The sequence below is a fragment of the Moorena sp. SIO3A2 genome (assembly GCF_010672265.1).
In the GTDB taxonomy this organism is placed as follows: Bacteria; Cyanobacteriota; Cyanobacteriia; order Cyanobacteriales; family Coleofasciculaceae; genus Moorena; species Moorena producens.
This window is the reverse complement of sequence record NZ_JAAHHC010000001.1, coordinates 1-26,036: the sequence shown is the minus strand read 5'-3', so window position 1 is coordinate 26,036 and position 26,036 is coordinate 1. Positions and strand designations below refer to the sequence as shown.

Genomic DNA, 26,036 nt, shown 5'->3' with positions numbered 1-26,036 from the left:
ACTACAGGCGTTTAATGAAAATGATATATACTTAGTCATAGTATGAGTATTTTTGAAAAACTCGAATCCAATGTACGCATTTACAGCAGATCGTTCCCCGCAGTCTTTGAAAAGGCGAAGAATGCTTTGCTTTACAGTGAAGAAGGCAAAAGATACATTGATTTTTTTGCAGGCGCTGGGAGCCTAAACTACGGACATAATCCCCCGGAAGTAAGTGCGGCCTTAATTGCTTACTTGCAAGAGGATGGCATCCTTCTGAGCTTGGACAAAGAGACCCGCGCTAAAAAAGAGTTTCTCGAACAATTTTCAGATTTAATTCTGACTCCTCGGAATCTTGAATACAGAGTGCAGTTCACTGGTCCCACAGGGACGAACGCAATCGAGGCTGCTCTAAAACTCAGTCGAACCGTAAAAAAACGGCGCGGCATTATCGCATTTACCAACGGATTCCACGGCCTTACTCAGGGCGCACTGAGTGTTACAAGCAACTCATACTATCGGAATAATTTCTCTTTACAGGATGCCTACGTGAGCTTCATGCCCTATGACAGCTATTTTGGTCCTGAGCATAATACAGCCTCTTTCTTAAGAAGAATGCTTGAGGATCCAAGCAGTGGCATTGATATACCTGCAGCCATCATCCTGGAAGCAATACAGGCCGAGGGTGGAGTTAATGTTGCCAGCAGGGATTGGCTGGAAGAGATTCAACAGATCTGCATAGACTTTGACATTCTGCTGATCATAGATGATATCCAAGTGGGTAACGGCAGAAGCGGCTCATTTTTCAGTTTTGAAGATGCTGGAATCAGCCCAGATATTGTAGTGATGGCAAAATCGATCGGTGGTGGACTTCCCATGTCTTTGGTGCTCATCAAGCCGGAACATGACCAGTGGAAACCGGGAGAGCATACAGGAACGTTTCGGGGTAACAACCTGGCTTTTGTTGCATCGATATCCTTGTTGAATTATTGGAAAGATGACGGTTTAAAAGATGCGGTAATCAGAAAAAGCCAGGTTGTACAAGATAGGCTGCAAAATATAGCCAACCAATACAAAGAGATGAACATGGAAGTTCGAGGGAAGGGATTAATCCAGGGCTTGAAAATTCCTGAAGAGGGTTTTGGCCGCAAAGTATCCAGAAACGCATTTAAACAGGGGTTGATTATTGAGACTGCCGGACCGTACAATGAGGTTCTAAAATTGCTTCCGCCTTTAACCATTGAAGATGAGTTGCTCCTTGAAGGTCTCGATATTATTGAAAAATCAGTTAAGCAATCGTTTGAATCACAAGAGGATCAAGCATGATCTTACGTCGTTTGCAAGAGATTATCGGAACCGAACATGAGGTATTTGCTGAGAATAAAAACTGGGTGAGTCGGCAGTTACTCTTGAAAGAGGATCAAATGGGATTCTCTCTTCATGACACCATTATATTTGCCAAGACAGAAACACCTATCTGGTCTAAAAATCATGTGGAGGCGTTGTATTGTGTGGAAGGTGAAGGTGAAATAGAAGTTATTGAGAGTGGAAATATTTATAAACTCACCCCCGGTACTCTGTATGCTCTGAATCTACATGAGGAGCATTACCTCAGGGCCAGCAAGGATATGCGGATCATATGCGTGTTTAATCCTCCCCTTAGTAGTCCAGAAGTGCATCTCCCGAACGGCTCCTACCAGGCCGATCCGGATGCGCGACAATTCATAGTAAACCGCAAAAAAGATCCCATGACCTTTGCTTACCTAAATCTTAAGGGACACCCCAGAGGAAATTACATGCTGGATCGCCTGATCCAGGCTGGATTGGAACCTGCGCTCGTGATTGAGGAGTGTTCCGATTTGGCTACGGCAGGTAGGCAAGAACTTGAGAAGCAATTGCAAAAGATTGCAGCGGAAACCCCATTGCCTCGATCCCTGCCAGAGATTCTCGCTGGACGCAATGTTCGCTGTGTCGAGACTGCCAATCATAACGACGCACAATCTGAAGAACTACTGACAGCGTTGTGCCCAGATCTGATTGTGCTGGGGGATACCCGGATTATCCGCAACAAGAATATCCTACGCATTCCCGAGCTGGGTATTGTTAATGTGCATCCTGGATATTTGCCGACTGTTAGGGGGAATAATCCCTATCTTTGGTCGATCGTTCACGATCTCCCCCAAGGCGTTACCGTGCATTTCATCGACGAAGGGGTCGATAGCGGGCCGATAATTGCAAGACAGAGGCTATATCTACAGCCAAGAGCCACTTACCCACAACTACTGGCTGCTATCAACCGACTGTGCGGAGAACTGTTGCTGGAAGCGCTCTGTTTTCTTAAAGCTGGTGGGGTGCAAAGTTTAGCGCAAGGGAACTTTGAGAATCCCGGTAAGAAAGTGTTTCGTTTATGCCCGCCTGAAATTAAGTCCGCTGCAATTCAAAAGTTGGAGAGCGGCGAGTACCGTTTTGAAGAAGTTTAAGGAATAGTATAAAAGTATTATTTATAGTGAATATTTATCTGGTTTATGGTTAGATCGAGAGGCTTTACTTGCAGGTATTTTAACCCAAATATTAGCAATTTTACAACAGGGATTAAATTGTTTATAATATCAAAAGTTTGTCAATAATTTGAGCACAAATATTAATTATGATGTATAACCATTCCGAAAATCATTACAAAAATATCGCCAAGATTTTCGATAATCTCTGGTTTTACTCTCCTGAATATATTAAATTCACAACTAAAAAAATCATCAAACATCTACACCTAACTCCCACAGATAGTTTGGTAGATATTGGTTGTGGAACAGGAATTTATAGCCAAGAAATTCTCCATCAAGTTCAATTACAGCAACCGATTATTTGCGTTGATACTTCTGCTGAAATGCTAGAAAAAATTCCGGCAAATAGTCGATTAAATTCCATAGAAATGGATGGAGTAAAATTCTCTAAAAACCCAGGGATTTATAACAAAATTTTCTTAAAAGAAGCTATCCATCATATAGAGGAAAAATTTATACTATTCCAGAATTTATATCAAAGATTAACTCCTGGGGGAATTTTTCTATTATTGTTGTGGCCACCTAATATCGATCATCCTTTATTTACGAAAGCACTAGAGTTGTTTGAAAAAAACCAACCTCGCTATCAAGAAATGATTAATTTACTTGAGCAAGTAGGTTTTGTTGTTGATATGGATATGATTGAGTACCCTTTAGAATTGCCAAAAAATCAGTATTTTGAAATGGTAGAAAATCGTTATATGTCTATGCTTTCTGAATTTAATGATACTGAATTGGCAGCAGGTTTAAAGGAAATCGAAGAAAAATATCAGGATAAGTCAGTGTTGAAATTTAACGATCGCATGGTTTTTATAGCAGCAACTAAACCTGAGTAGATCTGAAGTCAGTAGGGGTGAATGGCCATTCGCCCCTATGTTCTTGCCATGACTAAATTTGAGAGGAGCGAGAATGTCCGGATCGTGTGCCATTCTGCAAAAAGAGTAGGCAAAAGTCGCTCAAACGGTATAGAAGCATTTGACAAGCAAAGCAATATTTCCTCCCACCCCTGCCAAGAGTTAGCTTCCCCGTCGCTCTTGGCATATACTCCACAATTTATCTAATGTATCAGCAGCAGTAGATCTGATCTGGTAATCAGCTATTTCTGAAAGTACAGTCTCAGCAGGATTAATTTCTACTATGGGTAAGTTTAACCTGTTAGCTCTATACAAAGGTTTAGTAATGTATGGGTAGTCTCTGGAGATACCGATCAAAAAAATCAGATCAAAGGAAATATTATCTACTATCTTGAAAGTTTCTTCTGACGAACTCATATGATCTTCACCAAATAACTCCATATCAGGACGAATTAATCCTCCACAAGCTGGACATATGGGTGGTAACTCCATGGGTCTACTATATCCAGCGAGGAGTTCTTCTGCAGTTGTCTTGTAAGAACAATCTACACAATATAGTTCCGAGAGTCGTCCATGTATTTCAATCAAGTTTTTACTACCAGCAGCGCGCTCGAATCCGTCTACATTCAGAGTCCATACCCATGTATTGGGTTTCCAAGCCTCAATTTGTGCAATTACCTGATGAGCACGATTGAATTTTGCTTTATAACAAGCTTCTCCAATTTGCCACAGATATTTCCAAGCTACTTCAGGACGAGTTTGTAACATATTGTTACTCATTGCTTCTTCGATTGGTATACCTTCTTGAGTGAGAACACCTTCAAAAAGTGCACCAACACCACGATATGTAGGTAGCCCAGAGTCTGCAGATAAACCCGCTCCAGCTATGAAAAGAATAGAATCTGCCTGGAGAATACAATCAGCGACAGCACTAATAACCTTATCCATTCGTCATATTATTGATATTTTTAGAAAAAACAGCCTTGTAATTTTAGAACATTTCTGGAAATAAACTAAATAACTGGAGTTTAGACTAACCATAGCAGTGCATTATGGCATATTTAGAGCTAATTTGTCAAGAAAATCTAAAGAGAACTCAATGACGTGCTGAGTAGCCTGTAATCTATATGGAAAAACGAGTTGAAGCACTGTATTCATGAGTCGTCTGCCTGAAAGCTGATTTATCAAGTAAATCTTAAATTAGCTATTCGGCTTAATGCTAGAGACGGTGTCACGAAGTGCAAACACTACTGAAAGCATTTATATATCTATCTTTCAGGCACTTACCATTACTAGTCTTAGTGGACTGGATTTTGCCAACAGCCTCCCAATTTCTCAATGTCCGATCAGTTACCCCTAGGGCTATAGCTGCCTCTCTGGCGTTGCTGAATTAAGGAATGAATGCGCGATTATCTGGTTTTATTAAAGCCTCCTAAATACCCCGAGCGAGGGATTGCTCGGGGTATTTTAAGAGTTTTGTTACCCCCAGAATTGGGGGCTAGGGGGGCGAAACCATACCCATAATCAGCCACGCCGTATGCTTTATAAATCCTATGCAATAGCTTTTTTTAACAAACCCTAAAACTCCCAAAAAAAACTTTTTAAAACCCTTGACAATTAAAATTATAATCATTACAATAATCATTGTAAACCAAGTTGAACTTTATCACAATGTCAGAAACCTTTACTCGCAATTTCAAGAAACAACCTACTCAGCACACTCTGAAAGGTCCTCGTCAATCAGTAATACATAGTATGCAGATGCTGTATGCCCTAGGCTATGCCGAGATTGCCGAATGGACTCCTCTGGAACCGACTGATATTCCAGGTGAAGTAATGACGACTATGACCAAGTATTGGTTGTTGCCATAACACCTTAATTTTCTGGGGGGGTTTCCCCCCTTCACCAAGGTTTTTGGAAACTTCTGACATATGTGATTGACATAGCCGTAGATAGTATTTCTACGGCTATTTTTTTTGTAAGTATATGCGCTGCACACGCTGCGCTAACAGCAATCAGCGGTCAGCTTTCAGGGTTCAGCGGTTTGCAATTGCTGTTAGGTACTTTCGTTCTTGGTTTTTAGGGAACAGGGAATCGGGAATCCCACACTCTCCCTTTGACTATAAATTTAAAAACCTACTCCCTCGGTGCGCTAATGCACGTCAACTTTTGCCTCTTGCCTTTTGCCTTTTGCCTTGCGCGTAGCGCTATATTGACAAGATTGGTTTGGTCGGTAAAAATAGCGTTGTTTGCCTTGAAGCAGATCAGCAATTACAGCCGATAAATCTTAGCTCATGAAAAAAAGAACGTTCTTAGTTTTCCTATCGATTCTCTTATCAGTGTTTTGCCTAGGAGGCTTTCTGGGATGTCCCCCTGCTGCTGCAGACTATGACCCCTTACTGTCTTGGAATCAGGGTGCGGCTAAGCAAGGGATTTTTGACTTTGTGCAAGAGGTTACCAACCCCAACAGTGATAACTACGTTCGTCAAGGCGATCGCATCGCGGTCTTTGATAATGATGGAACCCTGTGGAATGAAAAACCCAAAAATATTTACGGGTTATTTATCAAAGATATGCTAGGGAATGCCTTTTCAAATAAAAGGAATGCCATTTTTGAAGACCTGAAACTGCAGGGATTAACACCGGAAGACTATAAACAGAAGGCGAGGTTCTTTCTGGATAATTCAAAGCATCCAGACTTTGGTATTCCATACATAAAGGTTACTTACCAGCCCATGGTTGAACTGGTCAATTATCTCAGGAGTAATGATTTCAAGGTCTATATTTGTTCTGGGGCGGGACTTGATTTCATTCGCTCCTATGCTGAAGATGCCTACGGTGTTCCCCCTGAAAATATTATTGGTACCACCGTCCAAACCAAGTTTATTACCAAAGACGATGGCTCTCATGTTTTGATTAAGACACCAATACTGGTCAAACCCATTAATAATAACGAAGGTAAAGTAGTGGACATTGACCGCTACATTGGTAAAAAACCAATTATTACCATTGGTAATTCCGATGGTGATTTAGAAATGCTTCAGTACACTGACGACCAAGACGGTCCAGCTTTGATGATGCTGGTTCACCACGATGATCCCCGGGAATATGTATACGATACAGGTGCCGAGAATGCTCTCCGGGAGGCCGACGCTCGTGGTTGGACAGTTATCAGTATGAAAGAGGATTTCTTGACACTCCCCGGTCATTAGACCCGGGGATTCTTCGCTCAACGACCCGACTTGCTGAACCTGGCCGGAACCAAGAACAGTAGAGGTCAGATCTCCCGAAGCGTTGGGATCTATGATCCAGGTTCCGGTGTGCCCCACCGTACCCAAGGCTCTCTTTAAAATATTGATCGCGGCGTTGTGGTCACGGTCTAGTTCACAGCCACATTCGCAGACGTGGGTTCTGGTTGATAGTGACTTTTTTACTACCTCGCCGCATTCTGAGCAGTTTTGGCTTGTATAAGCAGGATTCACTGCAACAGTGACTCTGCCAAACTTCTGACCAAAATGCTCCAACCATTTCCTAAATTGATACCAACCAGCGTCATTAATAGATTTAGCTAGACAGTGATTTTTGACTAGATTCTTGACTCTCAAATCTTCATAGGCGACCAGGTCGTTAGACCGGATTACGCAACGTGCCGGAGACGAAACCTTAGAAGAGTGCAGCCTTACAACAAAACCTGCCACCTTTGATGCATAGCCTACCAACTATAAAGGCTGCACTCTTCTTGCGGTAACTTCTAACCAGTCTCTTGGCATGTTCTTCACGTTGCCTACTTATTTTGAGGTGCTGCCTAGCTAATTTATTAATGGCTTTTTTTCGGTTGGATGAGCCTTTCTTTTTCCGATAAACTCGGCGTTGATAAAACTTTAAGCGCTTTTCACCGGCTCTATAAAAACGGGGATTAGGTTCGGTATTTCCTCTAGAATCGGTGTATAATTCTTTTAGCCCTACATCCAATCCCAAAGTGGCATCAGCCGGTTCTAATTGTTCTTTTACGTCAACAGAAACGCAAAACTGAATGTAGTAGCCATCAGCTCTTTTTACTATGCGAACTCGCTTGATTTGATTCTTGTCGAAGCGCCACAAATCCCATGTACCCTTGAGCTTTAGCTTTCCGATTCCTTTTTTGTCACTGAAGGTGATTCGGCAAAGCCGACGCTTCGCGAACGACTTTTTGTCAGGGGATAACTTCCATCCTGACTGCTTGTATTCAACCGATCTACAATGATTTTGGAATTTCGGAAAACCTTTCTTCCCAGGAACTTTTTTCTTGCAATTCTCAAAAAAGCGAGAAATCGATGACCATGCTCTTTCAGCCGCAGCCTGTCGAGCCGTTGAGTTTAATTCATTAGCAAAGGAAAACTCTTTAGCCAGTACTTTACTGTACTTGCTGAGGTCATATTTCCCTGTCCCTTTGTTATCAATCCACAGACGAATGCAGCTATTGCGAATAAATTTAACCGTCCGAATAGCCTCGTCAATAGCTAGATACTGATGAGGGTTACCATATGCTTTGAACTCAATAATAATCATTGACCTTCGATCACGCTACGCGAACGAATTTCGATCTCTTTTGATATATTGTTGTGCTAACACGCCTAGCATAATCTGTCAAGTCCTCACCAAGTTTTTTTTCACGGCGACTAAAGTCGCTATGAGCTTTCATCCCCGGTTTAAAAACGCGGGGCTTTCAGCTTTGGGAGTTACGTAACAGTGTTTGGAAACGAAATCCATAAATCCCAGAAAGAATTTCAATCCGAGAATGTATCTGGATATCAAACAGAATCTAAATACGAAGGATTAATCCGATCAGTAGTTTGTGATCGGTATCCTAGACAGTAAATGCCAAGCCTGAGTAACCATGGCTTCACTCTGTAATCGCTAATTTCAGGCTTTGGCAAAAGTCTCCAATGGCTGACAACCCTTCTGATGGCGTCCCATCTGCCAAACGCTTTACTATAGCGCTACCTACAATCACGGCATCTGCTCCCCAATCTTTGACCTGCTTAGCCTGTTCTGGCTCGGAGATACCAAAGCCAACCCCGATCGGCTTATCGGTTACATCACGCATCTGATTGAGTAAGTCTTTTACCCGTGATTGCAGCTGAGTTCTCATCCCGGTGACACCGGTAACACTGACTAAGTAAATAAAGCCTTGAGACTGTTTAGCGATCGCTTCAATCCGTTCTGTTGGTGAAGTTGGTGCCACTAACAATATCACTTCAATCCCAAGCTCTGCTGCGGGTTTCAGCAAAATTTCAGCTTCTTCGAGGGGTAAATCAGGCACCACTAACCCTTTCGCCCCCACTTGAGCAATCTGCTCTAAAAACGAATTAATCCCTCGGTTGAGAATGGGATTGTAGTAGGTAAATAAGACAATTGGCGCTTGTAACTCTGGGCTAACCTCCTTTACCATTGCCAGAACATCATCCAACTGCACACCTTTTTGTAATGCTCTAGTAGCAGCAGCATGGATAGTTGGACCATCGGCCAAAGGATCGGAATAGGGTACTCCCAGTTCAATGATGTCAGCACCAGATTGGTCGAGTACCCGCAAGGCTTTGGCTGTGGTTTCTAAATCGGGATCCCCAGCGGTAATAAAAGGAATCAGAGCACACTGGGAGTTAGATCTCAGGGATCCGAAGCAATCGGAAATTTTTGTCATTGGTCATTCGTCATCTAGTTTTGCCCCTGCCCCTCCTGCTTAAGAGGGGATATAGAGGAATCGCCCTCTGCCTTAGTCAAACGCTTTTCCTGTTCCACCTCTGCTTGGAGTTGGGCAAGTTCTTCTGGTGTCATTTCTTCGAGCCGCTTTTGCAGGACAGCATCTTTATACTCTTTCACCTGCTGGTTATAGGTCATGGTTTGGGTCAGGGCTCGAAACAAGTAGGTTAGCACCCACCCAAATAACCCCCCAACCAAGAGGACTTGACTCCAAATCCCGGCTTTAATTTGATCGTACCCAGCCAGCTGAAAGATCAAGTAGGCTATGCCGCCAGCAGCAAAGATACCAAGGGCAATTCCAATCGCGTCAATTCGTCGCATGAATTACTAATGATCGCTTAAGTAACTAACTTACCCTTGTGGCTGACGCCGCTTGGGGCGGAGGTTTAAGATTGGACTGAAGAGTAATAAACCTGGAAAGAATAAGAAGACCAGGAAGTACATGAAGCCTCGCTCGAAGGAGCTAACAACGTACCACCGTTTCTGTAGGTAAAGATAGATGGCGAGAGGGAATACCAATAAGTAGGCTCCTGCCAAAGACAGGTACAGTATCGCAGTAATCATAGAATTTTGGTTTAGGACACAGAAGACAAAAATGCGATCGCGTAGCGTGACCTACGGTCAATCGCTTTTAGCAGCTCCTACGGAGCATCGCGTAGCGTGACCATTCGCTTAGCGTGGCCCAAAGGCCAAGGTCAATCGCTCAACCCTACTATACTACCTTAGGTCGAACATGCTGCCCTGTGTTGCCCCAAAGCCAGAGTTTGCCCCCTCTTGAAAATTTCAACAACAGTATACTTGCATAGTAGACCCAGTTCATGTTTAAATAGAAAACAGTGAAATCACAGAGGTTGATGGGTAAAGACAAACCCACAGCTATCTAACTCAACCAGGGGGCGTGGCGGAATGGTAGACGCTACGGACTTAAGGAAATTGAGCACTGATAGAGAAATCTGTCATGTGAATGCTCTCAAATTCAGGGAAACCTAAGTCTGGTAACAGATAAGGCAATCCTGAGCCAAGCCGGGAAAACCTCTCGGAAGGTGCAGAGACTCGACGGGAGCTACCCTAACGTTAAGCCGAGGGTAAAGGGAGAGTCCAATTCTCAAGAGCCAGCTATGGCAGTAGCGAAAGCTACGGGAGAATGAAAATCCGTTGACCTTAAACGGTCGTGTGGGTTCAAGTCCCACCGCCCCCATTTTTACCTACGAAAGAGATATTTTCAGAGCAGGGAAACAGGGTTTGGTGATTAATTAGATTAATCAGCCGAACTAGAGAAAATTAATGATTAACCCAGCAGCGGACAAGACATCCTAAACTTATATCACTTCATCGACTGGTTGACACTCCCCGCCCTGGAAGGACGGGGATTCTTGCTTCCACGGGGTGACTTGTTTAACCAGGCCGGAGCCAGGATAAATAGAGGTCTCCTCTCCACAAGCGTATTTGGTCTATGACCTAGGTTTCGGTGTGCCCCACCGTACCTTGTCTTGATGCAGTCGCTCATGGTGGAGACCCCCAATACCGCGCTGCATCGCTTTCTTTATCTATTTAACTAGATACTTTTTTATCTAAATTTTTCATAGACATTTAAGTCGTTAGACCCAATTACGCAATATGTAAGCTCTACATATTTTTTACGTTGCCTACTTATGTTTAGATAGTATCTAGCTGGTACAAAAGTTTATTGCTTATACTTTTACAATAGCACACTAGCGTGCAAACTTTCAATACGAAGTCTAAAAGAAAAGCCGTCCTAGAACCACGAGGCTTTAAACCCAATAATTTTGGTAATGCACTTACCTGAAGGACTAGAACAAGCCTTTAGTGAAGAACTTAACCAGTACGAACAGGAGGTCAACATGAAGTATGTCACGAGTATCGAAAGGTTGGGAATTAAGCAAGGTCGTCAGGAAGGTATTTTAGAAGGTCGTCAAGAAGGTCGTCAGGAAGGAGCTGAGCGACTGCTACTACGATTGCTTCACAGGCGCTTTGGAGACCTATCCCCTGAGATTCAAGCTCGTGTTAAGGGGTTGAGTGTCGAAAAGTTAGAACAGTTAATGGATGTGGCCATTGATGTAGAATCTCTTGAGCAATTAGTAGAGCATCTGCCAGCACTACCGGAAGCCGCTGATTAAAACAACTCCTGATATATAAATCCAAATTCTGTTCCATACCCCACACCCCACACCCTATAGCCTAGATTCTGTGTAACCATTGACTATAGGGATGCTGAACTAAATTGGAGTTGAAGTATCTCGGATCATCAGATACTTCAATTCCAATCCATTCTGGTAGTTCAATATGCTGATTTTCATCAGTTAGTTCAACTTCTGCCAAAATTAATCCTTGATTATCCCCAGCAAACTCATCCACTTCCCAAATCAAGCCAGCGTGTTCAATTTTATAACGAGTTTTCTCAATTAGGGGACCCTGGCACAAAGTATCGAGCATTTCTTGAGCATCCGAGCCTGGGATAGGATACTCATACTCTTTTCTAGAAAAACCCACCTTTGGACTTTTGATAGTAAGATATCCTTGATCTCCCACCAGGCGCACCCGGACAGTAGTGCGGTTGGTTGTACGAATGTAACCTTGGCGATAAACACTACCAGTGCCTAGTTTCCGCCACTCTTCGCCTTTTACTAGAAATTTGCGTTCGATTTCCGTTGCCATAGGTAAAAAGTATAGTGTGTATAGTGTGTATAGTGTGTATAGGTATTATTAGTCATTGGTTACTTTAAAATTGACCATTGTTCATTAACTATTGTTGATTGTCAATTTTAAAATCCGAGCAAGTCCGAACCATTATGCTTATTGCTATAGTAATCAAAAACTTGACAATCTTGCCTATTTAGTTAGCAATACCTTCATAGTCAACCACCAGACTTAATCCGGATTCATTTATTGTCCGACGAAATATAAAAATAATAGAGCAAATTTTATAGAGTTACTCATATATAAACTCATCCGTGCGACTCAGGTAAATAACTAATGTACATAAAATTATTAGGATAAACGTCGATTTACCAAGAATCAAAAACCCAAAATAGTGGAGCAGCAGCATTAATTGATGAAATGAAAAAATTTGCCAAATTAGCTGAAGAGTTAGAAAAGCAAACCAAAGAGTCTAGCGAACAAGGCTATTCAGGCAAAGGCCATAACATCTGGTGAACGAGTATAGTTAGGATAAAAGAACAGGGTAAGCGCAAGAAAAAATTGCCCATAATGTGCATTGGCTGGATATCGGTTGATCGTGGCTCGAAACCCCTATAATCTCGTAGAACTTGATTCTCAATAGAGTTTAATAGTTGAGAATGAGCCCCTTTTTTTCTCAATAAGCTACAGCTTATTGATTCTTGCGCTTACCCTGGATAAAAGAACTATACTCACACTCTTATCGATTGGCTAAACTAATGTAGGGTAAACGAGTGTAGGGTGAACCAGTCAGTGAAAGATTTTCAGGTTTAGCAATCGGGATGACTACGAGCAAGATTTTCGGCGTTGCTGAATTAAGGAATGAATTCGCGTTCATCTGGTGAAAGTTAAAGCCCCCTAAATCCCCCAACTTTGCGGTGCGACCCAAGGGCGATTTACTCGCCCTAGGAGGCGCGCACCGGAAGGGACTTTGAAGGTCTTATTCCCCCCAGAATTGGGGGGTTAGGGGGGCAAAACCATACCCAGAATAAGCAACGCCAGATTTTCACCCGATTACCACACTCGCTCACCCCACACCCTCTTATCCTACAGCCGTCACGCCTTCAATCTCCTCATCGGCGAGGTCATACAACTCCCGTAACTTCTGTAAGGTTTCCTGATCCGGTTCCCAGAATCCTCGCCCATTTGCCTCTAACATCCGGCCAACAATATTGCGAAATGCCTCAGGATTTGCCTGTCGCAACCTCTTGGCCATTTCTTCATCCAAGGCATAAGTATCTGCTGCTTGGTCATACACCCAGTTATCTTGAAAATCAGCAGTACCCCCCCAACCAATTAATGCTGTCATCCGTTGGGAAATCTCATAAGCTCCCCCAGACCCCTGATGGGCCATCGCTTCAGCCCACTTGGGATTGAGTAACTTTGTCCGATACTCCAACCGCAACAAATCCTCTAGCTTCCGGGGTGTAGTATCCTTTGAGAAACTTTCCACAAAACTGGCATTAACGGTTTTACCCCCTTGCTTCTCGGCTGCTCGCTTCAAGCCTCCAGTATTGGCATAGTATTCTTGAATATCCGTCAGCCCATATTCCACTGAATCAATTTCCTGGACTATACGACTGGTACTTTTTAGCAGCTGCTCCATGACTTCAGGACGGGCTTGACCTTTATCTTGCCTTCCATAACTAAATACATTGCGGCTTTGCCATGTATTGGCTAATTCATCCCCCGATTCCCAATTACCATCGACTACTTGGTCATTGACCAGAGAACCATAATCCCCGGCTGGATTAGAAAACAACCGAGCAGAAACATTGTCTACCCCTTGCGATCGCAAAGCTAACCCATGCTTGCGGATAAAATTCTCTTCTTCCGGTTCATCTGCCTCAGTCGCCCTACGGAACAAATCATCCAGCAGCTCAACAATATTGACAAAACTATCCCGAAAAATCCCTGAGAGATTTGCCAACACATCAATTCTAGGATGACCTACCTCAGCCAAGGGCATCAAATCATACCGTACAATCCGTCCCGTTCCCTCTTTAACAGGTACTGCACCTACTAACTCCAATAAAATCCCCAAGGATTCCCCACGAGTCTTGATCGCATCCAATCCCCATAGCATTACCGCAACAGTTTCCGGATACTCCTGATGTTCCTCAAGGTGCTGGGTAATAATTTTCCTGGCCACCTCCCTTCCTCGTTCATAAGCTGCCGGAGAGGGCATCCGATAAGGATCCAAAGCGTGAATATTCCGTCCTGTTGGCAAAACCCCAGGACCATCCCGCAACAAATCCCCGCCAGGAGCTGGAGGAATATACTCCCCATTCAACCCCCGCAACAAATTCGTCAACTCCTCTCCAGTCTGCATCAACAACTCACCAATCCGTAACGCCTCCTCAACCTTCTGATCCTCGACCTGTTCACGTGCTTCTGGTGTTTGGGATTCAAATTCTCCATCGACAATGGCCTTAACTATTCCTTCCGAGACATCTTCCCCAAAATAAGCCCGCAGGTAAGACTCTAACTGTTCCGAATCAGGCACTTGACCTAGAGTGTGCAGCCCAGAGGAAAACAATCGTTGTTCGACCACTAGCAGGTAGTTGTACAACTTGACAAGATAGCGATTAAATGAATCAGCACTAAACATCTGGGCATTCTCTGGACTGAAAGCAATTCCCAAGCCCTTAGCATCCTCAAAGGGACAATCCGTATCCAAGCCACTATCGACAATCTTTTTACAAATTGCTTCTTTCAAGGCATAATTCTTTTCAGGATCCTCCCGATACTCCGAGATTAAATCCCGTAGCACGACCAACTCCTTATACAAACCAGCCCGACCATAAGGGGGTACATTATGGGAAATCAACACCCCATAACCGCGACGCTTGGCCAACATTGACTCTGAAGGATTATTGGCGGCATAGATATACAGATTCGGAATATTTCCTAGCAAAATATCCGACCAAGAATACCCGGTATTCCCCAAGGGCGAACCAGGCAACCATTCCACGGTGCCATGCATGCCAAAATGCACCACCGCATGGGCATCAAAATCATTCTGTAACCACTTATAAAAGGCACTGTACTGGGGATGTGGGGTCATGTCTCGCTCAAACATCAACCGCATCGGGTCTCCAGAAATACCCAAGGGTGGTTGTACCCCAATCCAGACATTGCCTAACTCAATCCCACCAATCTCGAACTCATCCCCATTGGTTTTGATTCCTGTACCAGTCAAGGATTGCCATTGTTTTTCAATACGGGTAGTTAGCAAGTAGCCTAGCCATTCTTCTAGGGTTTTAACGTTAACTGTGGTTGGTGGTTGTTCGCCTTTGGCGTTCGAGAAGGGTAGGTTACTAGTTGAAGGTTGAAGGTTGAAGGTTGAAGGTTGCTGGTTGATGGTTGATGGTTGGTGGTTGCTGGTTGATGGTTGGTGGTTGGTGGTTGATGGTTGGTGGTTGGTGGTTGCTGGTTGCTGGTTAGAACTTTTACCATTCAAGCCTTCGTCTGCTGCTTTCACCCAGCGGATTAGTTCTTCCCCATCTTCTGGTAATTCCCCAACAGTGTAACCTTGTTCCTTGAGAGCGTGGAGGAATTTAAGAAGCGATCGCGGTACATTCAATAAGGCTGCTGTTCCTGTTGCTCCATACCCAGGAGGGAAACCATAGAGAATAATCGCAATTCGTCTTTGGTCTGGTGGGGTTTGTCTGAGTTGAATCCAACGCTTCACCCGTCCAGTCAGTCGCTTAACTCGTTCGGGAATCAGATAAATATTTTCTCCGACTAAACCACCTAGGGGTACAGTATCAATTGCTCCATCCAATTCCGGCAATGCATATAAGACGACACTTTGCAATCCCCCAATCCCTTGTCTTGTCCAAGAGTAAATATCTTGAATCAGTAGGGGTGCAGCAATACAATAAGGGACATTCTTAGCAGTGAGAATACGTTTAGCTACAGCCACCTGTCTTCCTGCCTCCATAGAACCAGCTGGACCCCCTACCAACGGGAAACCGATGGTAGAAACAATGGCATCAACTTCTACAGCGTCTTTAGACAGGGAAGGAGTTTCTACGTTATCCAGTTGCCGCTGTTGGGTTTCATAAGCAGATGTCATCCAATCCCGCACGGCTACATGACCTTCTACACCATTGATAAAGATGGGTAAAGGAGTTAATCCAGCTTCCTCAAAGTAGCGAATTAACTGGGGAATATAAGGTTGTTTTGTAACTACATGTTTGCGATAAAGCAGAATACCAACAACAGGGTTTTCTCTAGGGTTGGCAGGTTGAAGGTTAGTGGGTTGAAGGTTGGTGGGTTGAAGGTTGGTGGGTTGAAGGTTGGTGGGTTGAAGGTTGGTGGGTTGAAGGTTGGTGGGTTGAAGGTTAGTGGGTTGAAGGTTGGTGGGTTGAAGGTTAGTGGGTTGAGAGCGTAGCGTGGCCTTTTGGCCAAGGTTGTGTTGAGAAGCTAGCGGGCTGGTAGGGCTTTGCCCAATAACGTTTAATTGTTTAACTTTGAAGCTTTTGTACCATTCTAGGTATTGTCGTGGGGATTCAAAATACCCGTCGTAGTCCGGATGGAGTAGCCCCATGTTTGGAGTTTCCACTGGCGGCGGAATTTCTCCCACTTTCAGCTCTAAGTATTTCTCTGCCAAGGTCCAGAACATAGATGCCACATTGTCTGAGCCACCAGCATTCCAGTAACCGTAGATAATTAGCCAATTGCGCAAGTCTTGGACTTTTCTAGCAGGAATATATTTCAGCAGCTTCGGACCAATTTTCAAAAAGCTGATATAACCGGCTAAGCGGTCTTCTTCCCGACCGTTGCTGAATTTGTCGAGGATAAATTTTACTGGCTTGGGCATCCCCTTGGGTTTATCCCCAATTTTGAACTGACCAATTTGAGTCAGGCTGATCAGTTCTAGAGCTGACTCGAATACCAAGCGGATCGGGATGTGTTGAATGCGATCGCGTAACCATAACACTTGGTCATAATCGAATAGTAGACTACCGAAGAAGACTTGGGCATCTTTGAGGGCAGCGTCTACAGTATCAGGGTTGCCAGTGATTTCGCGATCGCTAAATACTCTAATATCCAGTTCCGGACAGCGTATGGTTGCCAACTCAGCAGCTTTGCGGTACAAGTCAGCGTTGAAGGATTCAAATCCTGCTATCAGTACAATGCGTTTCATGGAACCCGCTCGAAATAATTCTTTACACTTCGATCATATTTGATCATAATCGTACTGATCGGCTAACCCTCCCAGTGCCCTTGGGTAAGTCATGCCATGATTGAGAATAATTGCTAGTTAGACTTCGGCGCAGTTGTCAGCAACTTGGGACAAGGGCATTTTGGACAAGGGAAAAATAATTGACGACAACAGTATCAAAAAGCGCTGCCAAGCTGAGCCGAAGTTTCCTATTTTTATTAGTTTTATTTCTACATTTAAACTAACAATGCTGTAGTTTCCGATTCCCCATAACCCATTCCCAAAAAGACCGGGACGATTTGGTAACTGATTAACCTGACTGAATATCAATTATCTTGCCAGTATCATGGAAAACTCCCCGATTTTTATACAGTTGTGAAAAAAATTGGTCATAATCAAAGATAAAACTCAGGTAATCATTCAGAGGTGCTGAAGATGAGGATTTTACTAGTAGAAGATGATCAGCGGATTACCGACGCCCTTGCTGAAGACCTCACCGACCAGCATTATGTCGTGGATGTTGCCCATGATGGTCAAATAGGTAAGGAACTAGTAGAGAGCTTCAGCTATGATTTAATTTTGTTAGATGTAATGCTACCAAAGATGGATGGTATTACCCTTTGCCGAAAGTTGCGCTCCCAAGGCGACCTTACTCCCATTCTAATGCTGACGGCTCGGGATACCATCAGTGATAAAATTGTCGGACTGGATGCTGGTGCAGATGATTATCTAGTCAAACCCTTTGATTTAGGGGAGTTGTCCGCTAGGATTCGGGCCTTACTGCGCCGGGGAAATACTACCTTACCACCTGTACTGGAATGGGATTCTCTCCGCCTTGACCCCAGTACCTGTGAAGTGTTCTATGAAGACCGCCTCTTGTCCCTAAGTCCAAAAGAGTATGCTCTGCTGGAATTTTTCCTGCGCCATCCTCGCCGTGTGTTTAGCCGTGCTCAAATCCTGGAAAACCTCTGGTCCTTTGAACGACTACCAGAAGAAGCAACCGTTAAAGCTCATATCCGAGGTTTACGACAGAAACTGGAGGCAGCAGGAGCTCCTTCTGATTTAATTGAGACAGTCTATGGTTTGGGTTATCGTCTGAAAGAAAAACCCTAATCTAACTATTCAGTTGTTACTGTTTAAGGTTGGCAGGTTGGCAGGTTTAAAGTTGGCAGGTTGGCAGGTTTAAAGTTGGCAGGTTGGCAGGTTTAAAGTTGGCAGGTTGGCAGGTTGACGGTATTCCTGAACTAAGGAATGATATCAAGTATAGTTGGGTCAGTTACCAATTACCAATTACCAATTACTAATTACCGATTAAGCTGTTGTGCATTTAAACTGTATATAGCGTAAAATCAAATAAAAAAGATAGATAACACTCCCCTTTTGCCTTTGGGTGCATCTCAATGCATGCAAAAACACTCAGGACAATAGAAGTATAATATCATGTTATGACATTACCCTTAATAAAAATCTCCCCCATCTCCCTATATTCCCCTCCTGGGAGGGGTTAGGGGTGGGTTCCTATCTCCCCCTCTCCCCAACCGCCCCACACTTCCCGCGCCCCCGCCCCACACTTCCTTTAGTTATAGATTTACAAGTTTAAGATGCACCCTTGCCTTTTGCCTTTTGCCTTTTGCTTTTTTCCTTGATAAAACGCACTTAAAATTCGTTTTATATTACTAATTACTAATTACTAATTACCATATGTTTAAAGGTCTGCGCTGGCGTCTTTTGTTGTATTACCTGATGGTAATGGCCGCAATTTTGAGTGTATTTGGTGCGGGTGTGTATGTTTTTTTAACACAGAGTCTGTACCAGCAACTTGACAAAAAACTACGGACTTTAGCCCAATCCGCCGCCCCCTCATTTACTGAAGTAGAAGAGAAAGGGAGTCAATACATTGAACAAGTTGATGAAGTCCCCTGGCGAGATATATTTAACCGAGATCAACAAAGCCTAGAATGGTTTGATGATAAGGGTAAACTATTGGCAAGCCGAGGTGCGATTGTGTTGAGTTTCCCGCCAAAACTGGGTTCGTGGACTCTACAACTCCCCGAGACATCAGAGCCAATTAGGACGTTTACAATTTCTGTTTTTAAGGACACCTCGAAACCAAGCCAACCATCCCTAGAGGGCTATATTCGAGCCAGTCAATCCACAGAGGATGTAGAAATTGTCCAAAGCCAACTATTTTGGGGATTAGGAATGGGAGGAATGATCGCTCTAGGGTTTGTTGGTATCGGTGGACTTTGGCTGACCCAGAAAGCTCTTGAGCCGATTGAGCAAAGTTTTAAGCAGCTTAAACAGTTTACTGCTGATGCCTCCCATGAATTGCGCAGTCCTCTGACAGCAATTAAAGCCTCTGTGGATGTGATGCGAAATCATCCTGAGCGAATTCATCCCAAGGATGCTAAGAAGTTAGTGGCTATTGCTAGCGCGACGGATCAGATGAGCAACTTAGCAGAAGACTTACTATTTTTAGCTCGCACTGATGCTGCTTTGTCAATTCCGACCCGAAAGTCAGTCCCAATTTCCCTCAACACAGTTTTGCAGAATGTGGTGGAATTGTTAGAATCATTTGCTCAAGATAAGCAGATTACCTTGGAATATCACTGCCTGACAACAGTGTCTGTCATTGGGGATGAAGGGCAACTGACCCGTTTATTTTCCAACTTGCTAGAGAATGCCCTGCAATACACACCCCCTAAAGGAAAAGTGGTTCTTACTGTTGCCAAACAGAATCGCTGTGCCCTGGTCATGATTGAGGACACTGGCATTGGTATTGCCCCTGAACATCAGCCTTTTGTGTTTGATCGCTTCTGGCGTGCGGATAAAGCTCGTTCTCGCCGAGAGAGGGGTACGGGCTTGGGACTTGCGATCGCTCAAGCAATCACTCACAATCATGGGGGAAAAATCACCCTTACGTCTGAGGTTGGGGTTGGTAGCTGCTTTGAGATACGTTTACCGCTGGTTTAGGAAAATAGCTTCTAGGTTGGGATTTTATTGTCTGATCATTATACCATTTCCCTAATCCCTACTCCCTAATTTCTATCCTTACCGAATTTTTTACTTTTGGGTAATAATCTCAAAATATGAAGCCCAGGAAATCATCAATTTAGTTGGGAGGTACTGTGGTGAATCAAATGCAGCAAATACTAAACAATAACAATAGTTCCGGGTTAGGGTGGGTATTTACAGGCTTGATTCTAGCAGGTCTAACCCCCCAACAGGCACAAGATGAAATTCAGGGTAATTTAGACTCTGGCACCCTCAAAATTTTCGGAGAACTTGCCAAAACGTCTATAGGCAGATTGTGCCTAGGAGGAAATCATCCTTCTTATACCAATACCAAATACCAATACCAATTCTCTAAATACCTGCAACAGATAAACTCCCCCTTTTGGGAATGGGGAATGGGGAATGGTCGGAAAATTTGGTTAATTAATCATCAGGCTTCTAGACTTGATCTAAATTAGCTTTCCAATCAGTGAGAATGTTAAGTATTCAGCCGTCAGCCGTGAGCTTTGAGCTCACGCTACGCAAACAGCCGTCAGCTGACGTAACAGAAATTAAACCAATGCTTACTTGTTTTATTCAAAAGCACCTCAAGTAGCGTGGGTGGCACAGGCTTCGACGCTGTGATGTAGCACATAAGCTGATAGCTGAATGCTGAATGCTGAATGCTTATCTATACCTCGGTCACTATAGCTCGATAAATTAGTTGGAAAGCGTTAACCATACCTAGCATTCAGGAGAGATGATCTAAATGAAAACTCGCATTAAGTTGCTAACAGGTATTCTGGGATTAAGTGCTCTGATCAGTTTCCCGGCAATAGCGCAAGAAAAAACCGAAAACTCAGTTAAAGATGCTGTCAATGGTGCAACTGAGTCTATGGTAGAAAGCGCCCCCGATTCCTTGAGCAAACCCCTTCAAGAGGGTGAAAAGGTAGAAATGCCAGCTACCACTGAGGCTGAATCTACAGCCAGTAACCTTGTAGAGCAAGCTGCGAGCAATGATCAATTCCAAACCCTTGTTAAAGCAATTGAGGCAGCAGGCTTAACGGAAACCTTGGCTGGTGAAGGACCCTACACTGTTTTTGCTCCCACCGATGACGCTTTTGCTGCACTGCCAGCAAATACCTTAGACAGTCTACTACAACCAGAAAACAAAGAGGTACTGGTAAAGCTGCTAGAGTATCATGTTGTAAGTGGTGCAGTTCCTAGCAGTCAAATCCAGTCGGGAGAAATTATCACTATGGCTGGAAAATCGGTGGCAGTACACGTGGGTGAAGACGGTAATGTTACTGTCAACAATGCTCAGGTAACTCAAGCAGATATTGAAGCCAGTAACGGCATTATTCATGTTGTTAACCATGTAATTTTGCCCTCAAGATCTCATGCTCAATCGGAACCAGCACCAACAGGAGTCATGCCAAATTCAGATGGCGAATTAAATTCGCCAAGGTCAAGCGCACCTGCTGAATAAGTTTGGTGTTTGTGGGAATTATATCCCGTCCGTTTGACTACTTATTAGTTAGGTTTATTCGATAATTTGATAGTGTAAAGTTTGACTTAATACTTAACACTTAATATATCGCGATTTACCTAAATATGAAGTGATTAACCGGACTGGATTGGAGTAAATACAAGGAGAAAACAAGGAGAAATCAAAGATGAATAAGTTGATGCCAATTTTACTAGGTGGAGTGATTCTGTTTGGTGCTGCTGCTTGCGATGAGGCTAAGACAAGTGATGAAGCCTCCTACTCTATAGATCAAAACGATGAACAACTAGTAACCTTACGGTCTGAGGGAAACCAAGGCGATGCCATGGTCAAAGGAACCCAAGAGGAAATCGAGTCGAATATTGTAACTACTCAAGAGCCAAATCAAGCCTTGGGTAACTTAGAAAACCTTGATGAAGATGACCAACTAGCCAGTTTAGTACTTAATAATTTAGAAACCAATCTCCCCAATAGCAAGTTGGAAGTTGAAGCCGCAGAGGGAATTGTGACTATCTCAGGAAAAGTATCGTCTGATGATGACTTGAGTCAGATTGCACCTTTGGCAATCCAGGTTGAAGGTGTTCAGAGTGTTGATGTTCAAGCTACTGTCAAAGAGCCAAACAGCTGATCGCTGATCTGGTCAAGTACCAATCCGTTGTTGCCAATGTTACCTAATTGATGTAATTATCTAATCCATAGAGAGGAGTTAGTCGCCTATTGCTTTTGCCATAGTGATAGGTGACTTTTGTTGTTGAGTGTCCCTCGGCTTTAATTCATGCTGTAGCAATCCGATTTGAGTTGTGAAACAGCGGAAGAGCTGGAAGATGGGGAAGATGGGGAGGAGGAGAAAGAGGGGCAGGAGAGGGAAGATGGTTAGGTGCGCTTGACCCATTATAGCGCTACGCGCAAGTCAGAAGTTAGAAGTCAGAAGTCAAATTATAGCGCTACGCGCAAGTCAGAAGTTAGAAGTCAGAAGTCAAAAGTAAGCGATTACTTACGTTTCGGAGTTTAGGAGCGATGCAGAGGTGCGACCCGTGGCGAATTTAATAATTAGATGCGGAAAACGCACCATTACGGTCTTGGGGGTTTCCCCCACTCGCGCTTTGCATCAAGACAATGTCCTAACAGTAGCGCGTAGTGCTATAAGAATTAAATTCGCTCTTTGTACGCGCCTCCTAGGGCGAGTAAATCGCCCTAGGGTCGCACCTTTCGGCAAAGCCGACGCGGGGCGCGTTCGGGTCGCACCTGAAGAATAGTATCCCCTATTGTCAATAAATTAATTGCCATGGCTATGAATAGCAATTGATTCTGATTGCAGCAAGGGGAACAATACGGATTTATAAACATTAAGATAGGTTTGGATTATCGGTGCATCGGTGTCTATAGTAATTCTGTATGATTCGTCAACAGTGACAGTTCGCAACTCAAACTAACGAACTAGGGAATCAACTAGGGGAGTATTGTTCACCTAGGAATTAGGATTGCTATGTTTGTGTGGTGCTAAAGGGGGATAAGATTGCTGATAAAGTCCCCAAATTCCCGGATCAGGTGCAACTTAGTATGATCATCAAGTCAATCCCTGTTGAAACCATAACCGCCCAGCAGATCATTGATACCTGTCTTCGCATGAACAGTCTTGGTATCAATCAAGGTACCAGTGGTAATGTGAGTGTCAGGGTTAGAGACAGTATCGGTGAGGCAATAGCAATCACCCCCAGTGGACTAGACTACGAAGACCTAACTCCTGATAAAATCTGCAAAATCTACTTCGGCAAAGACAAAGAACCGGTTTTTGCTGAGAATAATCGTTATTTACCCAGCAGTGAATGGCGATTTCACTATGACATACTGTTGAATCGACCCGATGTGAATGCTATTGTCCATACTCATAGCATCCATGCTACAGCATTGGCTTGTATGGGTATACCTATACCCAGCTTTCATTATATGGTTGCTAGGACAGGTGGGAGCAGTATAAAGGTAGCTGATTATGCTACCTTTGGCACTCAAGAACTTAGCAACAACGCCCTAAAAGCATTGGGAAATTCCCTTGCCTGTTTGTTAAAAAATCATGGTATGATTGCCTGTGGCAAAGATCTAAGGCACGCTCTGAAAGTCGCCCAAGAGCTAGAAACCTTGGCTCAAATTTATCTCAAAATCCTCAGCGTTAACAAGATTTATGGAGAACCTCAATTATTGAGTGAGGAAGAAATGCAGATAGTTATAGAAAAGTTTAAAACCTATGGAGTTCAACCAAATATTGGTAATGGGTGATTGGATAGTAATATTTTATAGCATTTATCAAATATTCAAATAGTTTAGGTACACAAGCTTGGGATTTTAGGGAATAGACAATAGGGAACAGGGAACAGGTAAAAAATACGTGTGTACAACCTGATTAATATCAGAACCCCTATAGATATGACCATAGGGATAATTAGGGATACTCTGGCTAAAGTGTTAACAAAATTAAGCAAAAATTTAAATTTAGTTAAAAATCTCAAATAAAATATTAATAAAATATATATTTTTAGTTAAATTTTCAGTTTACAATCCACCATTAGAATTGAGGATGTCATAAAAAATCAACTTAACAACAGGAGACGATTATGGTCACTGCCCCTACACCAAAGACAACACCACAGCCAACGGTCAAAATCGGACCAACTCAGCTGCTGATTAATAACGAATGGGTAGACAGCGCCTCTGGGAAACGATTCGAGACGATTAACCCTGCAACAGGAGAGGTGATCTGTGATGTGGCTGAGGCTGATGCCCCAGACGTTGATAAAGCAGTAGTGGCGGCTAGGACAGCCTTTACCAGTGGAGACTGGCCGAAAATGTCTGCCACCCAGCGGGGGGAGTTACTCTACAAGCTAGCTGACTTAATCGAAGCAAACAAGGAAGAAATAGCACGGCTGGAAACCCTAGACAATGGAAAGCCCTATCGTGATTCCTTTAATGCAGATGTGTCTCTAGTCATTGCTTGCTATCGGTACTATGCTGGCTGGGCAGATAAGATTCAAGGCAAAACAATTCCCATCAACGGACCTTACTTTTGCTACACGCGCCATGAACCTGTAGGAGTGGTTGGTCAGATTATTCCTTGGAACTTTCCACTGTTGATGCAAGCTTGGAAGTTAGGCCCAGCACTGGCAGCTGGTAACACCGTGGTGATGAAAACGGCGGAACAGACTCCTTTATCAGCCTTGCGGATCGGTGAACTGATTCTCGAAGCAGGTTTCCCTCCTGGTGTGGTGAATCTTCTCTCAGGCTATGGACCAACTGCTGGGGCTGCGATTTCACATCATATGGGTATCGATAAAGTTGCCTTTACCGGCTCGACTGAGGTAGGGCATCTAATTATGGAAGCTGCAGCTAAGAGTAACCTCAAGCGGGTCACTCTAGAACTTGGTGGTAAGAGTCCTAACATTGTCTTTGCTGACGCTGACATGGATAAAAGCATTGAGGGCGCTCACTTTGCCCTGTTCTTTAACCAAGGACAGTGCTGTTGTGCTGGTTCGCGACTGTTTGTGGAAGAGAAGTGCTATGACGAGTTTGTAGACAAGTGCGTGAAACGGGCGCAAAATCGCACAGTTGGTGACCCGTTTGATGCTAACACAGAACAGGGTCCCCAGGTAGATCTCGAACAGTTCAATAAGGTGATGGGCTATATTGAGTCTGGTCAGCAGGAAGGAGCTCAGATGTTGTGTGGTGGTGGTCGAGTTGGCGATCGCGGTTACTTCATCGAACCGACAGTGTTTGTTGATGTCCAAGATCAGATGAAGATTGCCCAAGAAGAAATCTTTGGACCAGTGATGAGCATTATTAAGTTCAAGGATATCGATGAAGTGATTAAGCGGGCAAATGATACTATGTATGGCTTAGCAGCAGCCGTGTGGACGAAGGATATTACTAAAGCTCATGCGATCGCAAACAATGTCCGTGCTGGTACTGTCTGGGTGAATTGCTACGATGTGTTTGATGCCGCTGCTCCCTTCGGTGGTTTCAAGCAGTCTGGGATTGGTCGTGAACTTGGGGAGTATGGCTTGCAGCAATACACCGAGGTCAAGACAGTCACAGTTAAATTGTAGCATTTTAGCCATCTCAAAGCCTGGGTTTTATTATCAACAAGGCAAAAAGAAGGTTAGTAAACGGCTACAGGATAGTTAGTTGTTAATTTAGGACAAGCTAATGGGTAATGGGGAATTGTAAGCCAATTTCCTATTACCCATTACTTTATGCTTTGCTCAAGCTTCAAGTTCAAGTTCAGGTAAGCATATGCGCTACTTGAGGTGCCGTCAGCCGTCAGCCGTCAGCCGTCAGCAGACGTAACTCAGCATTATTCGAATGGTTACCTGTTTTATTCAAAAGCACCTCAAGTAGCGTGGCACAGGCTTTGACGCTGATAGCTGATAGCTGATAGCTGATAGCTGATAGCTGATAGCTGATAGCTGATAGCTGATAGCTGATAGCTGATAGCTGATAGCTGATAGCTGATAGCTGATAGCTGATAGCTGATAGCTGATAG

Annotated in this window: 25 protein-coding genes and 2 pseudogenes; 15 read left to right on the top strand and 12 right to left on the bottom strand. The window is 43.7% G+C overall.

Going from position 1 to position 26,036, the window contains the following annotated elements; all coding sequences use genetic code 11:
- Nucleotides 1–42 precede the first annotated feature (42 nt).
- The 4 genes and pseudogenes from ectB to F6K64_RS00115 all read left to right on the top strand — a co-directional run bounded on the left by ectB (nt 43) and on the right by F6K64_RS00115 (nt 3,376).
- On the top strand, nt 43–1,305 hold the full coding sequence (gene ectB / locus F6K64_RS00125; protein WP_287248141.1) for a diaminobutyrate--2-oxoglutarate transaminase: 1,263 nt from the start codon (nt 43–45) through the stop codon (nt 1,303–1,305).
- A pseudogene (locus F6K64_RS38710) lies at nt 1,302–1,676 on the top strand (ectoine synthase); the annotation flags it as partial. The gene ectB and the pseudogene F6K64_RS38710, both read left to right, overlap by 4 nt.
- Before the next feature lie 51 nt (nt 1,677–1,727).
- A complete protein-coding gene (locus tag F6K64_RS38705) occupies nt 1,728–2,459 on the top strand; it encodes a formyltransferase family protein (RefSeq protein ID WP_502708023.1) in 732 nt (243 codons plus the stop codon).
- A 167-nt stretch (nt 2,460–2,626) separates the two neighbouring features.
- Nucleotides 2,627–3,376, top strand: coding sequence for a class I SAM-dependent methyltransferase (locus F6K64_RS00115; protein ID WP_287264634.1), 750 nt, complete (start codon nt 2,627–2,629; stop codon nt 3,374–3,376).
- Nucleotides 3,377–3,556: 180 nt separating this feature from the next.
- On the opposite strand, the gene F6K64_RS00110 is transcribed toward F6K64_RS00115, so the two are convergent.
- Nucleotides 3,557–4,342, bottom strand: a complete 786-nt coding sequence (locus F6K64_RS00110; protein WP_287248147.1) for a Sir2 family NAD-dependent protein deacetylase — start codon at nt 4,340–4,342, stop codon at nt 3,557–3,559.
- 283 nt (nt 4,343–4,625) lie between these two features.
- Complete coding sequence (locus F6K64_RS38040; protein WP_353736812.1) at nt 4,626–4,760, bottom strand: hypothetical protein; 135 nt, start codon at nt 4,758–4,760, stop codon at nt 4,626–4,628.
- Between the two features lie 305 nt (nt 4,761–5,065).
- On the opposite strand from F6K64_RS38040, the gene F6K64_RS00105 reads away from it, so the two are divergent.
- Nucleotides 5,066–5,266 carry a hypothetical protein gene (locus F6K64_RS00105; protein ID WP_287248150.1) on the top strand — a complete coding sequence of 67 codons (201 nt, stop codon included), beginning with the start codon at nt 5,066–5,068 and terminating at the stop codon, nt 5,264–5,266.
- A 423-nt stretch (nt 5,267–5,689) separates the two neighbouring features.
- Nucleotides 5,690–6,607: an HAD family hydrolase gene (locus tag F6K64_RS00100; protein WP_287264633.1), complete on the top strand. Its 918-nt coding sequence runs from the start codon at nt 5,690–5,692 to the stop codon at nt 6,605–6,607.
- A gap of 189 nt (nt 6,608–6,796) precedes the next feature.
- Here the strand turns inward: F6K64_RS00100 and F6K64_RS38700 are convergent.
- From F6K64_RS38700 to F6K64_RS00070, 6 genes and pseudogenes are all read right to left on the bottom strand, one after another.
- Nucleotides 6,797–7,093, bottom strand: a pseudogene (locus F6K64_RS38700) (RNA-guided endonuclease InsQ/TnpB family protein); the annotation flags it as partial.
- On the bottom strand, nt 7,059–7,943 hold the full coding sequence (locus F6K64_RS00090) for an RNA-guided endonuclease InsQ/TnpB family protein (RefSeq protein ID WP_008182185.1): 885 nt from the start codon (nt 7,941–7,943) through the stop codon (nt 7,059–7,061). The pseudogene F6K64_RS38700 and the gene F6K64_RS00090, both read right to left, overlap by 35 nt.
- Before the next feature lie 334 nt (nt 7,944–8,277).
- The gene (trpA, locus tag F6K64_RS00085) at nt 8,278–9,075 is read right to left on the bottom strand and encodes a tryptophan synthase subunit alpha (protein ID WP_008182188.1); all 798 of its coding nucleotides are present in this window, start codon (nt 9,073–9,075) and stop codon (nt 8,278–8,280) included.
- Between the two features lie 14 nt (nt 9,076–9,089).
- Nucleotides 9,090–9,455 carry a DUF3007 family protein gene (locus tag F6K64_RS00080; protein ID WP_008182190.1) on the bottom strand — a complete coding sequence of 122 codons (366 nt, stop codon included), beginning with the start codon at nt 9,453–9,455 and terminating at the stop codon, nt 9,090–9,092.
- 30 nt (nt 9,456–9,485) lie between these two features.
- On the bottom strand, nt 9,486–9,653 hold the full coding sequence (gene ndhL, locus F6K64_RS00075) for an NAD(P)H-quinone oxidoreductase subunit L (RefSeq protein WP_229419083.1): 168 nt from the start codon (nt 9,651–9,653) through the stop codon (nt 9,486–9,488).
- A complete protein-coding gene (locus F6K64_RS00070) occupies nt 9,598–9,759 on the bottom strand; it encodes a hypothetical protein (RefSeq protein ID WP_229414427.1) in 162 nt (53 codons plus the stop codon). Before F6K64_RS00070 ends, ndhL begins: the two co-directional genes overlap by 56 nt.
- A 1,168-nt stretch (nt 9,760–10,927) precedes the next feature.
- Between F6K64_RS00070 and F6K64_RS00065 the strand changes: the two genes are divergently transcribed.
- Nucleotides 10,928–11,272 (top strand): DUF4351 domain-containing protein, encoded by a 345-nt coding sequence (locus F6K64_RS00065; protein WP_008181312.1) that lies wholly within the window; start codon nt 10,928–10,930, stop codon nt 11,270–11,272.
- A 61-nt stretch (nt 11,273–11,333) separates the two neighbouring features.
- Here the strand turns inward: F6K64_RS00065 and F6K64_RS00060 are convergent, their stop codons facing one another.
- The 3 genes from F6K64_RS00060 to F6K64_RS00050 all read right to left on the bottom strand — a co-directional run bounded on the left by F6K64_RS00060 (nt 11,334) and on the right by F6K64_RS00050 (nt 16,986).
- On the bottom strand, nt 11,334–11,810 hold the full coding sequence (locus tag F6K64_RS00060) for a CYTH domain-containing protein (protein ID WP_008181315.1): 477 nt from the start codon (nt 11,808–11,810) through the stop codon (nt 11,334–11,336).
- A 721-nt stretch (nt 11,811–12,531) separates the two neighbouring features.
- Nucleotides 12,532–12,720, bottom strand: coding sequence for a hypothetical protein (locus F6K64_RS00055; protein ID WP_287264631.1), 189 nt, complete (start codon nt 12,718–12,720; stop codon nt 12,532–12,534).
- Nucleotides 12,721–12,873: 153 nt separating this feature from the next.
- Entirely contained in the window at nt 12,874–16,986 is a 4,113-nt protein-coding gene (locus tag F6K64_RS00050) for a cobaltochelatase subunit CobN (protein ID WP_008181318.1), read from the bottom strand.
- A gap of 453 nt (nt 16,987–17,439) precedes the next feature.
- Here F6K64_RS00050 and F6K64_RS00045 point away from each other — a divergent pair, with 453 nt between their 5' ends.
- From F6K64_RS00045 to F6K64_RS00010, 8 genes are all read left to right on the top strand, one after another.
- Nucleotides 17,440–18,117 carry a response regulator transcription factor gene (locus tag F6K64_RS00045; protein ID WP_008181320.1) on the top strand — a complete coding sequence of 226 codons (678 nt, stop codon included), beginning with the start codon at nt 17,440–17,442 and terminating at the stop codon, nt 18,115–18,117.
- 588 nt (nt 18,118–18,705) lie between these two features.
- On the top strand, nt 18,706–19,977 hold the full coding sequence (locus F6K64_RS00040) for a sensor histidine kinase (RefSeq protein WP_008181323.1): 1,272 nt from the start codon (nt 18,706–18,708) through the stop codon (nt 19,975–19,977).
- Between the two features lie 167 nt (nt 19,978–20,144).
- A complete protein-coding gene (locus tag F6K64_RS00035) occupies nt 20,145–20,477 on the top strand; it encodes a hypothetical protein (protein WP_131826965.1) in 333 nt (110 codons plus the stop codon).
- A 290-nt stretch (nt 20,478–20,767) separates the two neighbouring features.
- Nucleotides 20,768–21,487 carry a fasciclin domain-containing protein gene (locus F6K64_RS00030; protein ID WP_008181327.1) on the top strand — a complete coding sequence of 240 codons (720 nt, stop codon included), beginning with the start codon at nt 20,768–20,770 and terminating at the stop codon, nt 21,485–21,487.
- Between the two features lie 187 nt (nt 21,488–21,674).
- On the top strand, nt 21,675–22,133 hold the full coding sequence (locus F6K64_RS00025; protein ID WP_008181329.1) for a BON domain-containing protein: 459 nt from the start codon (nt 21,675–21,677) through the stop codon (nt 22,131–22,133).
- 406 nt (nt 22,134–22,539) lie between these two features.
- Nucleotides 22,540–22,761, top strand: a complete 222-nt coding sequence (locus tag F6K64_RS00020; RefSeq protein WP_131826966.1) for a hypothetical protein — start codon at nt 22,540–22,542, stop codon at nt 22,759–22,761.
- Nucleotides 22,762–23,065: 304 nt separating this feature from the next.
- Nucleotides 23,066–23,779: a class II aldolase/adducin family protein gene (locus F6K64_RS00015; protein ID WP_044492485.1), complete on the top strand. Its 714-nt coding sequence runs from the start codon at nt 23,066–23,068 to the stop codon at nt 23,777–23,779.
- Between the two features lie 335 nt (nt 23,780–24,114).
- Nucleotides 24,115–25,599: an aldehyde dehydrogenase family protein gene (locus F6K64_RS00010; RefSeq protein WP_008181335.1), complete on the top strand. Its 1,485-nt coding sequence runs from the start codon at nt 24,115–24,117 to the stop codon at nt 25,597–25,599.
- A gap of 214 nt (nt 25,600–25,813) precedes the next feature.
- Here the strand turns inward: F6K64_RS00010 and F6K64_RS00005 are convergent.
- Nucleotides 25,814–26,036 (bottom strand): hypothetical protein (locus F6K64_RS00005; RefSeq protein ID WP_287256115.1); only part of this gene is annotated, 223 nt, incomplete at its 5' end.

What these genes read in the sequence shown, in the direction of transcription:
- F6K64_RS00050 (WP_008181318.1), bottom strand. Translation starts at nt 16,986, where the DNA reads ATGAAACGCATTGTACTGATAGCAGGATTTGAATCCTTCAACGCTGAC.
- F6K64_RS00080 (WP_008182190.1), bottom strand. Translation starts at nt 9,455, where the DNA reads ATGCGACGAATTGACGCGATTGGAATTGCCCTTGGTATCTTTGCTGCT.
- F6K64_RS00030 (WP_008181327.1), top strand. Translation starts at nt 20,768, where the DNA reads ATGAAAACTCGCATTAAGTTGCTAACAGGTATTCTGGGATTAAGTGCT.
- F6K64_RS00025 (WP_008181329.1), top strand. Translation starts at nt 21,675, where the DNA reads ATGAATAAGTTGATGCCAATTTTACTAGGTGGAGTGATTCTGTTTGGT.
- F6K64_RS38705 (WP_502708023.1), top strand. Translation starts at nt 1,728, where the DNA reads ATGACCTTTGCTTACCTAAATCTTAAGGGACACCCCAGAGGAAATTAC.
- F6K64_RS00110 (WP_287248147.1), bottom strand. Translation starts at nt 4,342, where the DNA reads ATGGATAAGGTTATTAGTGCTGTCGCTGATTGTATTCTCCAGGCAGAT.
- F6K64_RS00060 (WP_008181315.1), bottom strand. Translation starts at nt 11,810, where the DNA reads ATGGCAACGGAAATCGAACGCAAATTTCTAGTAAAAGGCGAAGAGTGG.
- F6K64_RS00015 (WP_044492485.1), top strand. Translation starts at nt 23,066, where the DNA reads ATGATCATCAAGTCAATCCCTGTTGAAACCATAACCGCCCAGCAGATC.
- F6K64_RS00105 (WP_287248150.1), top strand. Translation starts at nt 5,066, where the DNA reads ATGTCAGAAACCTTTACTCGCAATTTCAAGAAACAACCTACTCAGCAC.
- F6K64_RS00040 (WP_008181323.1), top strand. Translation starts at nt 18,706, where the DNA reads ATGTTTAAAGGTCTGCGCTGGCGTCTTTTGTTGTATTACCTGATGGTA.
- F6K64_RS00115 (WP_287264634.1), top strand. Translation starts at nt 2,627, where the DNA reads ATGATGTATAACCATTCCGAAAATCATTACAAAAATATCGCCAAGATT.
- F6K64_RS00100 (WP_287264633.1), top strand. Translation starts at nt 5,690, where the DNA reads ATGAAAAAAAGAACGTTCTTAGTTTTCCTATCGATTCTCTTATCAGTG.
- F6K64_RS00045 (WP_008181320.1), top strand. Translation starts at nt 17,440, where the DNA reads ATGAGGATTTTACTAGTAGAAGATGATCAGCGGATTACCGACGCCCTT.
- F6K64_RS00065 (WP_008181312.1), top strand. Translation starts at nt 10,928, where the DNA reads ATGCACTTACCTGAAGGACTAGAACAAGCCTTTAGTGAAGAACTTAAC.
- F6K64_RS00010 (WP_008181335.1), top strand. Translation starts at nt 24,115, where the DNA reads ATGGTCACTGCCCCTACACCAAAGACAACACCACAGCCAACGGTCAAA.
- F6K64_RS00090 (WP_008182185.1), bottom strand. Translation starts at nt 7,943, where the DNA reads ATGATTATTATTGAGTTCAAAGCATATGGTAACCCTCATCAGTATCTA.
- F6K64_RS00035 (WP_131826965.1), top strand. Translation starts at nt 20,145, where the DNA reads ATGCAGCAAATACTAAACAATAACAATAGTTCCGGGTTAGGGTGGGTA.
- ectB (WP_287248141.1), top strand. Translation starts at nt 43, where the DNA reads ATGAGTATTTTTGAAAAACTCGAATCCAATGTACGCATTTACAGCAGA.
- trpA (WP_008182188.1), bottom strand. Translation starts at nt 9,075, where the DNA reads ATGACAAAAATTTCCGATTGCTTCGGATCCCTGAGATCTAACTCCCAG.